Genomic DNA, 11,950 nt, shown 5'->3' on the forward strand with positions numbered 1-11,950 from the left:
ACCCGGGCCCCTCACCATCCGACGATCAGCGCTTGACCACCACGAACCGCTCCAGCTCGGCCGCGAGTTGCCGGCCCACCCGGGCATGCAGCCAGGTGCCCGACTCGCGGTGGTCGGTGCCGAGCAGTTCGCCGCTCGCGTGCACCTTCGCCACCAGGTCGCCGCGCTCGTACGGCACGACCACCTCGACCTCGACGTCGGGACGCGGCAGTTCCTCGTCGATCAGCGCGAGCAGTTCGTCCATGCCCTGCCCGGTGCGGGCGGACACCACGATCGCGTGCTTCTCCCGACGCAGCAGCCGCGCCAACACCTCCGGATCGGCCGCGTCGGCCTTGTTCACCACCACGATCTCCCGCACGCGGTGTGCGTCGACCTCGGTGAACACCTCACGCACGGCCGCCAGTTGGGCCTCCGGCGTGGGGTCGGAGCCGTCCACCACGTGCAGGATCAGGTCGGCGTCGGCGACCTCCTCCAGGGTGGACCGGAACGCCTCGACCAGCTGGTGCGGCAGGTGCCGCACGAATCCGACCGTGTCCGCCAGCGTGTAGCCGCGGCCGCTGGGCGTCTCCGCCCGACGCACCGTCGGATCCAGCGTGGCGAACAGCGCGTTCTCCACCAGCACGCCCGCGCCGGTCAACCGGTTCAGGATCGAGGACTTGCCGGCGTTGGTGTAACCCGCGATGGCCACCGAGGGAACCGCGTTGCGGCGGCGCTCCTGGCGCTTGGTGTCGCGGGCCTTCTTCATGTCCGCGATCTCGCGGCGCATCTTGGCCATCTTCTCCCGGATGCGCCGACGATCGGTCTCGATCTTCGTCTCACCGGGACCACGCGTGGCCATGCCGCCACCGCCGCCGCCACCCATCTGGCGCGACAGCGAGGCGCCCCAGCCGCGCAGGCGCGGCAACATGTATTGCATCTGCGCCAGCGAGACCTGCGCCTTGCCCTCTCGGGACTTGGCGTGCTGCGCGAAGATGTCCAGGATCAGCGCGGTGCGGTCCACGACCTTGACCTTGACGACATCTTCCAGCTGGATCAGCTGACCGGGTGTCAGTTCACCGTCGCAGACCACGGTGTCCGCGCCGGTGGCGATCACCACGTCGCGCAGTTCGCGGGCCTTGCCGGAGCCGATGTAGGTCGCCGGGTCGGGCTTGTCGCGGCGCTGGATCAATCCGTCCAGCACCTCCGAGCCCGCGGTCTCCGCGAGCGCGGCGAGTTCCTTGAGCGAGTATTCGGCGTCGGCGGCGGTTCCGTCGGTCCAGACCCCGACGAGGACCACCCGTTCCAGGCGAAGCTGTCGGTATTCGACCTCGGTGACGTCGGTCAGCTCGGTGGAGAGACCGACCACCCGGCGCAGCGCGCTGCGCTCGTCACGGTCGAATTGGTCGCCGTCGTAGTCGAGCGGACGACCCCCGACGTCATCGCCCGGTCCGAATCCGTCGAAGGCCGCTCCGTCGTCGAAGCCGTCGGCGTCGTCGAAATGGGGAGTCGAGTCCGTGTCGTCGTGTCCGGCGCGGTGTGAGCGAGAAGTCATATCGTCCTGTTCAACGTAGTCGGCGGGCCGCTCCATTCCCCGAAGCGGCCGTCACGATGGTCCCACGAGGGTCCCCGCTCGGGCATCCGGGTTTTCGGCCGGTTCGCCCCGGGTCCGGCCCCCGGGGTGCGGCGAACCGGGCCGGCGGCCGGCCCGCGGGGATCTCACGAGGTCAGCAGTCGGGCCTGCCCGACTTCGGTGCGCACCTTGATCTTGTGCGGCGACTGGTCGTTGCGCGAGACCTTGACGTCGCTGTCGCCGATCGTGGTGGACACATCCGCCGCGTACTGCTGCCCGCCGGGCACCCGCACCGTCGCCCGACCGGCGTCGGTCTTGGCGCTGACGTCGGTGGGCGCCTTGGTGAAGGTGATGTCGATCGAGCCCGCGCTCGTCTGCGCGGTCACCTTCGCCGAGGTGATCCCCTCGCCGTCGATCTTGCCCGCGCTGGTGTGCAGGTTGAGCGTCCCGGTCACATCGCGCAGCGTCACGTTGCCCGCGTCGGTGCGGATGTCCAGCGCGGCGCCGCCGCGCGGGATGGTCACCTCGTACGCCACGAAGCAGGCCTTCTTGCTCGCGCAGTCGTAGTCCAGGACCAGCTGGCCGTTGCCGTCCACGTTGTGCGTGGTCGTCGGCGCGGTCTTGTCGTAATGCTGTTTCTCGGTCACCTTGACCACGTTGACGTCGCCCTCGGTCACCTTGACGTTGCCCGCCGCACTGTCCACCTTGAGCGACTTCACGCTCTGTGAGACGTCGTAGGACGTGGTCTTCTTCTCCGCGTCGTGGTCGGTGTCCACGTTGAACTCGCACGCGGTCAGGACCAGCGGAAGCGCGACGAGCGGGACGAGCAGGGCCAGACGACGGTTGCGGGCAGCCATAAGGGTCTCCTTGGGTCGGGGCGGGGTACGCCGCCCGAACGCACGACCACTCCCCCGCTGTCCTCTTGCCCTCCAGGCTAGGAAGCACCCCTGTCTCCCCGCGTCGGTCCGGCGTCGGGTTGGCCGGCTCCTTCCCTGGCAGGAGGCGACCCCGAGGCAGTCCACCTCCAGGCAGGGCCCGCCTCGGGGATGTCCCGGACCCCGGTACCGGGACCCGACCCGCCGGTCAGTGCGCCAGCCGGGCGCCCAACGCCGGTGCCAGCGCCGCGAATTCGGCCGACTCGGCCTCGTCGAGCACGGCATACGCGGCCGCCACCAGCTCGTCCGTGGTGTCCTCCGCGGCCTGTCGGCGTGCCGTCAGCTCGTCGGTGACCTGCGGAAACGGCTTGGCGTGGCCGTAGAACTCGAGGTAGGGGCTCGCCTCGGCGGCCTGCGCCTCCACCGCGGTCAGGCGATGTGCGGCCAGCGCCAGGATGTGCAGCCCACCGCGGTGCTCGCGCAGCGTCTGGAGGTTCTGCGCGAGCCGGGCGGGCGCATCATCCGCAAGAGGTACACCGCGCCAGGCCGAGTACAGCGGGGCCAGCGCGCCCAGGTCGTTGGCGCGCACGATCGTGGTGGTGAGGTCCGCCAGCCGGGCCGCCTCCGGCAGATCGGCGAGGTGCTCACGTCCCCAGTCGCGGGCGCATTGGGCGTACAGCGCCCCGACCCGCTCGGGCGGCGCGACCTTCCTGCCGCCCTGCCACAGCGGAAGCAGCGCGTCGGCGGTGAAGTGATGGAACGCGGCGACCACCGCGGCGTCGTCGACGTCGCCGAGCACCCCGCCGCGGCCGGCGACGTAGAGCGTCACGCCGTCCAGACCCAGTTCGGCGCCGCGCGCGACGGTGTGCGGCGCGAAGAAGAACGCCCCGGCCGCCTGCACCGTCTCCTTGACCGCGCGGGTGGTCTCGCGGGCCGTGTCCATGCTGCTCATGCTCGTGTCTCCCCGGGGACGATCTTGCTTGACCATGTCAGGCAAGACCTATCACGGCGGATCGAACGAGCACAGGTGTTCGGACACCGGCTCCGCGACGCCCGCACCGGGGTCACAGCCGGGAGAGGTCGACCCGTCCCTCGGCGACGATCACGGCCGGGCCGGTCATCTCGATGTGCCCGTCCACCCGCTCGGTGATCACCAGGCGCCCGCCGGGCACGTCCACCGTGTAGGTGACCGGCTCGCCGGTGACCGAGGGCTCCGCGCCGTCGGCCCGCGCCGCGGCGACCATCACCGCACACGCGCCGGTGCCGCAGGACCGGGTCTCCCCCGAGCCGCGCTCGTGCACCCGCATCGCCACGTGACCCGGCGCCCGGCGCACCACGAACTCGACGTTGACCCCGTGCGGATAGGCCCCCGCGGGCGTCACGGCCGGCGCGGTGTACAGGGTGCCCGCCTGGGCCAGGTCCTCGACGAAGACCACCGCGTGCGGGTTGCCCATGTCCACGTTGGTGGCCGGTCGCACCCGCCCCTCGACGTCCACCCCGATGCCCTCGGAACCGGGCAGCCGGGCCGGGCCCATGTCCACGGTGACCGGGCCCTCGGCGGACACGGTGACCGTCTTGACCCCGCCGCGCGTGGCCACCCGCAACTCGCCCGCCTCGGCCAGACCCCGCTCGACCAGGAACCGTGCGAACACCCGCACGCCGTTCCCGCACATCTCCGCGATCGAGCCGTCGCCGTTGCGGTAGTCCATGAACCACTCGGCCTCGCCGGCCAGGTGCTCGGCGGCCGGATCCTTGGCCGAGCGCACCACCCGGAGCACCCCGTCGCCGCCGATGCCCGCCCGCCGGTCGCACAGCGCGGCGACCTGCGCGGCGGACAGGTCCGTCTCGCCGTCGGCGTCCGGCACGATGACGAAGTCGTTCTCGGTGCCGTGCCCCTTGAAGAAGTGCAGAGTGCTCACCCGGCAATCCTAGGACGAGCCGGGACGGACCACGCGCGAGCGGCCTCGGCGGAATTCCGCCGAGGCCGCTCGCGCGTTTCATTGGCCCGTTATCGGTCCGGGTGCACCACTCCGGCCGCGCCGCCGCCCCGGCGGGTGGGTTCCGCCACCGCCTGGACGCGCCCGCCGGGCAGGAATTCCAGCGCCGCCGCGGCGCCGATCTCCGGGTTGTCCTTGAGGACGTGCCCACGCTGTTCCAGCGCCGTGCGCAACCACGCCGGCACCCCCGGTTCCACCTCGGTGGCCGCGCCGTTGCGCTGGGACAGTCGCGGCGCCGCGACCGCCTGCGGCAGCGAGAGGCCACGATCGAGCCGCTCGGTCAGCACCTGGAGCACGGTGGTGATGATGGTCGCCCCACCGGGCGAGCCCACCGCGATCAACGGCCGACCGTCGCGCAGCACGATCGTCGGCGACATGCTGCTGCGCGGCCGCTTGCCCGGCGCGGGCAGGTTCGGGTCGAACACGCCCGGGGTCAGCGGCGCGAAGTTGAAGTCGGTCAATTCGTTGTTGAGCAGGAAACCGCGTCCGGGCACGGTGATCGCGCTGCCGCCGGTCTGCTCGATGGTCAGCGTGTAGGAGACCACGTTGCCCCAGCGGTCGGCGGTGACCAGGTGCGTCGTGGACAACCCCTCGGTCGGCTCGGTCGCCTCCGGCGTGCCGCTCGCCCGGCACGGCCGGTCGTACGGCGGCTTCGGGTCACCCGGCGGCACCGGGCTCACGGCGGCGTGGTCCGGGTCGATCAGGCACGCGCGTTCCTTGGCGAAACCGTCGGAGAGCAGGCCCTTGAGCGGCACGTCCACGAACGCGGGGTCGCCCACGTGGCGGTTGCGGTCCGCGAAGGCCAGGCGCGACGCCTCCAGGTAGTGGTGCGTCGCGGCGACCTCGTCCTGCGCGCGCGGGTCGGTGGTCTCCAGGATGTTCAGCGCCTCGCCCACGGTGGAGCCGCCCGACGAGGACGGGGCCATGCCGTAGACGTCCAGGCCCCGGTAGTCGAGGCGGGTCGGCCGCTGCTCCCGGATCCGGTAGTTCGCCAGGTCGCCGTTCTCGATCAGTCCGGGCCGGAACACCCGGTCGGCTCCCGGTGCCACCGGCGGTTGTTGCGCGGTGCGCACCACCTCGCGGCCGAGGCCGCCCCGGTAGAACCAGTCGACGCCGTCGCGACCGAGTCGGTCGTAGGTACGGGCCAGGTCCGGGTTGCGGAACACGCTGCCCACGACCGGCGGTTGCCCGTTCGGCAGGAACAACTGCGCGGTCGGCGTGATGTCGTCGAACCGGGACGCGTTCGCCGCGGTCTGGTCGTGGAACGTCCGGTCCACCACGAACCCGCGCTCGGCCAGTTGCCGAGCCGGCTCCAGCGCGGACCGCAGGCTGGTCGTACCCCACGTGCGCAGCGCGGTGTCCCATGTCCGCGGCGTGCCGGGAACCCCGACCGAAAGCCCGGAGTTGACTCCCTGGTCGAACGGGATGGGCAACCCGGTGGCGGGGTCGAGGAACGCGTCCTGCCGCATGTTCGCGGGTGCCGTCTCCCGCCCGTCCAGGGTGCGCACGCTGCGGCTGCGCGCGTCGTAGTAGACGAAGTAGCCGCCCCCGCCGATCCCCGACGAGTACGGCTCGGTCACGCCCAGCGCGGCCGCGGTGGCCACGGCGGCGTCCACCGCGTTGCCGCCCCGGCGCAGCACGTCCAGGCCGATCCGGGTGGCGTCGGGATCGACGCTGGACACCGCGCCGCCCCATCCGGTGGCCACGGGTTGTTTGGCCGGCGCCTCCGCCGGCCCACCGGGTTGCGCGGACGCCACTCCCGGGATGGTCAAAGCGAGCCCAAGCGCCGCAACCGACGCCATGGCGCGACGAACCGAGCGAATCACGACCGCCTCCCCCGAACAGGTTCCGGTGTGTCACGGACCCCCACGGTGTCACGCCGACCCCACCCGCAACACCCCCAGCCCCGGACCCGGAACAAGGTTCACCCGGTCGTGCGCACCGCCGCGCGCCCGGTGCGGAGCGGACGCGCGCCACCCGCCCGGCGTCCGGGCTACGAAGCGGTCACCCTTTCCAGGGCCGCTTCGAGCAGGTCGGCGCGGGCGTGGTCCAGCCACTCGATTCTCGGGTCGCGCCGGAACCAGGTGTCCTGGCGCCGGGCGAACCGCCGCGTGGTGCGGACCGTGTCCTCGCGGGCCTCCTCGTCGCCGCACTCCCCCGCGAGCATGCGCAGCACCTGGGCGTAGCCCAGCGCGCGGGAGGCGGTGCGGCCCTCGCGCAGCCCGACCCGTTCCAGCTCGCGCACCTCCTCGACCAGGCCCGCCGCCCACATGCGGTCGACCCGCGCGGTGATCCGCTCGTCCAGCACCGGTCGGGGTACGTCCACCCCGATCTGCACGCTGTCGTAGAGCGAGCGGTGGGTGGGCAGGGTCGCGGTGAACGGCCGCCCGGTCAGCTCGATGACCTCCAGGGCACGCACGATCCGCCGGGCGTTGCTCGGCAGGATCACCGCGGCGGCGGGCGGATCGGCGACCGCCAGGCGCGCGTGCAGCGGCCCGGGACCCACCCGCTCGGCCTCGGCCTCCAGGCGGGCCCGGATCTCCGGGTCGGTGCCGGGAAACTCCAGGTCGTCGAGGACCGCGCGGACGTACAACCCCGAACCGCCGACCAGGATCGGGGTCCGCCCGCGCGCGAGCAGGTCGTCGACCACGGCCCGCGCGTCGCGTTGGTATTCGGCCACGCTGGCGGAGCTGGTCACCTCCCACACGTCGAGCAGGTGGTGCGGGACGCCGCCGCGCTCGGCGACGGTCAGCTTGGCGGTGCCGATGTCCATGCCCCGGTAGAGCTGCATGGAGTCGGTGTTGATCACCTCCCCGTCCAGCGCACGGGCCAAGGCGACCCCCAGATCGGACTTTCCGGCCGCAGTGGGACCGACGACGGCAATGACACGGGGACTCACCCCCCAAGTCTGCCGGATCGCCGACCGGTCGCCGCGCACGGTGGTGGGCGACGGCGCCCGTCCCGGCACGCGCCGGCGCGCCCGCGCCGTCGCCCGATGCGGTACGGCCGCGCGCAAGGTCGTGACCGGCCACGTTCGCTCTCGTTGAGTTCGGACACAGCCATTCGGTCAAGGAGCAATCGTGAGTGTTTTCGACTGGTTCAAGCGGCGCCCCGACACGACGGAGGCGGGCGGCTCGTGCTGCTCGGGGAACACGGCGGGCACGGACACCGCCACGCTCGTCGAGGACCGGCCCGGGACGCCGGCCGAGGCGCCCGCCGCGACCGAGCCCGGCGAACCGGTGGCCGCCCCGGCCCCCCGGACCGCCGGGGACGCGGTCGCCGAGGCGGACGGGGCACGAACCCGGGAGGAGCCGGACACGGGTGTCGCCCACGACACCGAGGCCGGGGCCGAGGACGCGCCGGCCGAGAACGGCGACGGCGCGCCCGAGGCGGCCGGCAAGCAGCCGGCGGCAGCGTCCGGCGCGTGAGTCGAACAGCGGGCGGCGGTCACCGGATCCGGTGACCGCCGCCCGTCGTGTTCACGGGGGCACGCGCACCGGGGCACCGCGCACGCGGCACCGGCCCGGCCGGCGCGCGCCTTCCCGGGCATCAGGCGTCAGGCGTCAGGCGTCAGGCGTCAGGACCAAAGCGCCACGAAATACCCCACGCCATAAGGCGCTTCGTCATACAGCAGCCGCCCGCTCCGGCCCGGCCCCGCGGCCCCGGCCAGCACCTGGAGCGCCGGGCGGCCCGCCACCCACAGCTCCTCCGCGAGCGCCGGGTCGAGCGCCGCCAGCGCCGCCGGGTCGGCCGTGTCCAGTGCCGTCGCGAGCGCAAGGTCGTAAGACTCGGCACGCGCGTCGAGGTAGCCGGGGGCCTTCTCGGTCCGACACGCGGACCCGTCGCCCACCACCAGGAGCGCCACCCGATCCGCGCCCGCGACCAGCTCCGCACCGCGCGTCGCACAACGCGTCGGATCGGCGTCGGCGGCGATCACCACGCCGGACACCGGGCTCGGCGCGGTGCCCGCGGCGACCCGGTCCACGGCCCACGGGGAACGACCGAGCAGCCACGCGCCGACGGTCAGCGCGGGCGGCAGTTCGTGGTCCGCGCCGGCGCCCAGAGTGACCTCCAGGTCGACCCCGTATCGCGCGAAGGACCCGATCCCGCCCTCGCCGAGGGTCGCCTCGACGGGGCCCGCCCCCACCACCACCAACCGGTCCGGCGCGCTCGCGGCCAGTGCCGCCAGCGCCTGATCGCACGCCGCGCGCAGCGCGTCCAACTCCGCTACGGCCCCGCGGGCCAGCTCGGGCACGATCATCGGGGGGCACGGGACTACCGCGGCGGCTACGAGCATTCAGGGAGAGTACTAAGCGGCCGCCGCGACGCCTCCCGGGTCGCATGATGGGATGGATCACATGCGTGAACTGATGCTGGTGCGACACGGTGAGACCGAGTGGAGCAGGTCCGGGCGGCACACGGGGCTGACCGACATCCCGCTCACCCCCGAGGGCGAGACACAGGCGAAGGCGGTGGCCGACCTGCTCGTCGGACGCGAGTTCGGGCTGACCCTGGTGAGCCCGCTGAGCCGGGCCCGGCGGACCGCCGAACTGGCCGGGATCACCGGCGGGACCCCGGAACCCGACCTGGTCGAGTGGGACTACGGCGGCTACGAGGGCATCACCACGGATCAGATCCGCGAGCGGGTGCCGGGCTGGGTGGTGTGGCGTGACGGGGTGATCCCCGGCGACGCGGCGCACCCGGGCGAGTCGATCGCCGACGTGGGCCGGCGGGTGGACCGGGTGCTGGAGAAGGTGCGCCCGGTGCTGGCGCGCGGCGAGGACGCGATGCTGGTCGCGCACGGCCACCTGCTCCGGGTGCTCACCGCCCGCTGGCTGGGCCTGCCGCCCGAGGACGGCCGACTGTTCCGCCTGGAGACCGCCCGGCTGTCCACCCTCGGCTACGAGCGCGAACAGCCGGCGATGCTCGGCTGGAACGTGTCCTGACCGACGGCCGGAACACGGCCCCACCGGTCAGTCGCAACAACCCGCCGTCGCCGTCGGCGCCCCCACCGCGACCGGGGCGCCGACGCTCGGCATTCCGAGCAGTACGCCCGGGCTCGGCGCGGGGGTCGCGGTGCGGCGCTCCCACGCGTCGCCCGCGCGGGTGCGCCGGATGGCGAGCGGGGGGCGCTCGGCCAACAGGTGGTGCGGCGCGGCATAGGTGATCTCGACCGAGACCATGTCGCCGGGCCGCACCCCGTCGGCGGGGCGCTCGAAGTGCACGAGCCGGTTGTCCGGGGCCCGCCCGGACAACCGCGCGGTGTCGTGGTCCTTGCGACCCTCGCCCTCGGCGACCAGCACCTCCAGGGTGCGACCGACCTGGGTGCGGTTCTCCGCCCAGGAGATCTCCTCCTGGAGCGCGAGCAGCCGCTGGTAGCGCTCGGTGACCACTTCCTTGGGCACCTGGCCGTCCATCGTGGCGGCCGGGGTGCCGGGACGCTTGGAGTACTGGAAGGTGAACGCGGCGGCGAAGCGGGCCTCGCGCACCGTGTGCAGGGTCTGCTCGAAGTCCTCGTCGGTCTCCCCGGGGAAGCCCACGATGATGTCGGTGGAGATGGCCGCGTCGGGCATCGCCGCGCGCACCCGCTCGATGATCCCCAGGTAGCGGTCCTGGCGGTAGGAGCGGCGCATCGCCCGCAACATCGTGTCGGACCCGGACTGCAACGGCATGTGCAGTTGGTGCATGACGTTCGGCGTCTCGGCCATCGCGGCGATCACGTCGTCGGTGAAGTCGCGCGGGTGCGGCGAGGTGAAGCGCACCCGCTCCAGGCCCTCGATCCGGCCGCACGAGCGGAGCAGCTTGGAGAACGCCTCGCGATCGCCCATGTCGGAGCCGTACGCGTTGACGTTCTGGCCGAGCAGCGTGACCTCGATCACGCCCTCGCCGACCAGCGTCTCGATCTCGGCGAGCACGTCGCCGGGGCGGCGGTCCTTCTCCTTGCCGCGCAGCGCGGGCACGATGCAGAACGTGCAGGTGTTGTTGCAGCCCACCGAGATCGCCACCCAGGCCGCGTAGGCCGACTCGCGGCGGGTGGGCAGCGTGGAGGGGAAGACGTCGAGCGATTCCAGGATCTCGACCTGGGCCTCCTGCTCGACGCGGGCCCGCTCCAGGAGCACCGGCAGCGAACCCACGTTGTGCGTGCCGAAGACCACGTCGACCCACGGCGCCTTGCGCACGATGGTGTCCCGGTCCTTCTGCGCGAGGCAGCCGCCGACCGCGATCTGCATGCCGGGGCGTTCGGCCTTCGCGGGCGCGAGATGGCCCAGATTCCCGTACAGCTTGTTGTCCGCGTTCTCCCGGACGGCGCACGTGTTGAAGACGACCACGTCGGCCGGCTCCCCCTTGGGTGCGCGGACGTAACCCGCGTCCTCCAGCAGGCCGGACAGCCGCTCGGAGTCGTGGACGTTCATCTGGCACCCGTAGGTGCGGACCTCATAGCTTCGCGCAGTCATAACACCCGACAGGGTACGGGGTTTGCTTCCTCGCGTGTGTGGCCGACCTCCATGGCAATATCGCCGCCGTGCCCTCCTTGTCGTTCCTCCCCGTTTCCCTGCGCGACGCCTGCGCGCGACGCCCCCGCCTGGTGCAGGCCGGGGTGGCGACGCTGCTGCTGTTCTGCCTGGTCGGGGGCTACCTGGTGCTCGGCAAGGACGACCGGCGGGCGCCGAGCGGGCCGGTCTCGTTGGCCACCGGAGTGCCGATGGGGGTGTATCACCGCTACGGCGAACTGCTGCGGCCCCGGCTGTCCGCGGACCTGGGCGTGCGGGTGAGCGTGGATGCCAGCGGAGGGTCGGTGGAGAACCTGCGTCGGGTGGTCGCGGGCGCGAACACGTTCGGCATATCCACCGCCGACGCGGTGGCCGATCTGGGGCCGGGCGACCGGGACCAGTTGCGCGCGGTGGCACGGCTGTACGACGACTACGTGCAACTCGTGGTGCCGGTCGGCTCGCCGGTGCAGAAGATCACCGACCTGCGCGGGCGCCGCGTGGTGGTCGGGCTGCCCGGTTCGGGAGTGGAGTTGATCACCCGCCGGCTGCTCAGCGAGGTGGGCATGGGCGACATGGAGCAGGCCATCACGCCGGTGCGGGTCGGCATCGGCGAGGCCACCGAGCGGCTCAAGGACGGCACCGTCGACGCGTTCTTCTGGTCCGGCGGCCTGCCCACGGGCGCGGTCTCCGACCTGGCCGAGCACTGGCAGGTGCGGCTGGTGCAACTCGGCGACCTCGCGGGCAAGCTGCGCGATCGTTACGGGCCGGTGTACCGCGAGGCGGTGGTGCCGGCCGACGCCTATCCCGGCGGGACCGAGACGCCGACCATCGCCGTGCCGAATCTGCTGGTCACCCGGGCGTCGCAGGATCCGGAGCTGATCAGGCGGGTGACCGAGACGGTGATGGAGAACCGCGAGGTGATCGGACGCGAGGTGCACGCCGCCCAGTTGGTGGACCCGAGGACGGCGATCTTCACCGATCCGCTGCCGCTGCACACGGGCGCGCTGCGGTGGTACCGATCGGTGAAACCCTGATGGG

General features: G+C 72.7%; 11 protein-coding genes. 3 read left to right on the top strand and 8 right to left on the bottom strand.

Features of this window, described 5'->3' with window-relative positions; translation table 11 throughout:
* Window positions 1-25: 25 nt before the first annotated feature.
* The 6 genes from hflX to miaA all read right to left on the bottom strand — a co-directional run bounded on the left by hflX (window position 26) and on the right by miaA (window position 7,320).
* Window positions 26-1,531 carry a GTPase HflX gene (gene hflX, locus EMA17_RS37040; protein ID WP_246127141.1) on the bottom strand — a complete coding sequence of 502 codons (1,506 nt, stop codon included), beginning with the start codon at window positions 1,529-1,531 and terminating at the stop codon, window positions 26-28.
* 164 nt (window positions 1,532-1,695) lie between these two features.
* Window positions 1,696-2,406 carry a DUF4097 family beta strand repeat-containing protein gene (locus EMA17_RS37045; RefSeq protein ID WP_160161709.1) on the bottom strand — a complete coding sequence of 237 codons (711 nt, stop codon included), beginning with the start codon at window positions 2,404-2,406 and terminating at the stop codon, window positions 1,696-1,698.
* Between the two features lie 226 nt (window positions 2,407-2,632).
* Window positions 2,633-3,376, bottom strand: coding sequence for an SCO6745 family protein (locus tag EMA17_RS37050; protein WP_126641591.1), 744 nt, complete (start codon window positions 3,374-3,376; stop codon window positions 2,633-2,635).
* A 112-nt stretch (window positions 3,377-3,488) separates the two neighbouring features.
* Window positions 3,489-4,343: a diaminopimelate epimerase gene (gene dapF / locus EMA17_RS37055; protein WP_126641592.1), complete on the bottom strand. Its 855-nt coding sequence runs from the start codon at window positions 4,341-4,343 to the stop codon at window positions 3,489-3,491.
* Window positions 4,344-4,432: 89 nt separating this feature from the next.
* Complete coding sequence (ggt, locus tag EMA17_RS37060) at window positions 4,433-6,223, bottom strand: gamma-glutamyltransferase (protein WP_126641593.1); 1,791 nt, start codon at window positions 6,221-6,223, stop codon at window positions 4,433-4,435.
* Between the two features lie 191 nt (window positions 6,224-6,414).
* On the bottom strand, window positions 6,415-7,320 hold the full coding sequence (gene miaA, locus EMA17_RS37065; protein ID WP_126641594.1) for a tRNA (adenosine(37)-N6)-dimethylallyltransferase MiaA: 906 nt from the start codon (window positions 7,318-7,320) through the stop codon (window positions 6,415-6,417).
* Between the two features lie 181 nt (window positions 7,321-7,501).
* Between miaA and EMA17_RS37070 the strand changes: the two genes are divergently transcribed.
* Complete coding sequence (locus EMA17_RS37070; RefSeq protein WP_126641595.1) at window positions 7,502-7,849, top strand: hypothetical protein; 348 nt, start codon at window positions 7,502-7,504, stop codon at window positions 7,847-7,849.
* Between the two features lie 149 nt (window positions 7,850-7,998).
* Here the strand turns inward: EMA17_RS37070 and EMA17_RS37075 are convergent, their stop codons facing one another.
* Entirely contained in the window at window positions 7,999-8,718 is a 720-nt protein-coding gene (locus EMA17_RS37075) for a class III extradiol ring-cleavage dioxygenase family protein (RefSeq protein ID WP_126641596.1), read from the bottom strand.
* A gap of 61 nt (window positions 8,719-8,779) precedes the next feature.
* On the opposite strand from EMA17_RS37075, the gene EMA17_RS37080 reads away from it, so the two are divergent.
* Complete coding sequence (locus tag EMA17_RS37080) at window positions 8,780-9,367, top strand: histidine phosphatase family protein (protein ID WP_126641696.1); 588 nt, start codon at window positions 8,780-8,782, stop codon at window positions 9,365-9,367.
* Between the two features lie 27 nt (window positions 9,368-9,394).
* Here the strand turns inward: EMA17_RS37080 and miaB are convergent, their stop codons facing one another.
* A complete protein-coding gene (miaB, locus tag EMA17_RS37085; protein ID WP_126641597.1) occupies window positions 9,395-10,876 on the bottom strand; it encodes a tRNA (N6-isopentenyl adenosine(37)-C2)-methylthiotransferase MiaB in 1,482 nt (493 codons plus the stop codon).
* 68 nt (window positions 10,877-10,944) lie between these two features.
* Between miaB and EMA17_RS37090 the strand changes: the two genes are divergently transcribed.
* Window positions 10,945-11,946 carry a TAXI family TRAP transporter solute-binding subunit gene (locus EMA17_RS37090; protein WP_246127142.1) on the top strand — a complete coding sequence of 334 codons (1,002 nt, stop codon included), beginning with the start codon at window positions 10,945-10,947 and terminating at the stop codon, window positions 11,944-11,946.
* Window positions 11,947-11,950: the final 4 nt, after the last annotated feature.

The sequence above is a fragment of the Embleya hyalina genome, assembly GCF_003967355.1.
Lineage (GTDB): Bacteria > Actinomycetota > Actinomycetes > Streptomycetales > Streptomycetaceae > Embleya > Embleya hyalina.

Coding starts and splice junctions, on each gene's coding strand:
- hflX (WP_246127141.1), bottom strand. CDS start 1,531: ATGACTTCTCGCTCACACCGCGCCGGACACGACGACACGGACTCGACT.
- EMA17_RS37075 (WP_126641596.1), bottom strand. CDS start 8,718: ATGCTCGTAGCCGCCGCGGTAGTCCCGTGCCCCCCGATGATCGTGCCC.
- EMA17_RS37045 (WP_160161709.1), bottom strand. CDS start 2,406: ATGGCTGCCCGCAACCGTCGTCTGGCCCTGCTCGTCCCGCTCGTCGCG.
- EMA17_RS37080 (WP_126641696.1), top strand. CDS start 8,780: ATGCGTGAACTGATGCTGGTGCGACACGGTGAGACCGAGTGGAGCAGG.
- ggt (WP_126641593.1), bottom strand. CDS start 6,223: ATGGCGTCGGTTGCGGCGCTTGGGCTCGCTTTGACCATCCCGGGAGTG.
- miaB (WP_126641597.1), bottom strand. CDS start 10,876: ATGACTGCGCGAAGCTATGAGGTCCGCACCTACGGGTGCCAGATGAAC.
- EMA17_RS37050 (WP_126641591.1), bottom strand. CDS start 3,376: ATGAGCAGCATGGACACGGCCCGCGAGACCACCCGCGCGGTCAAGGAG.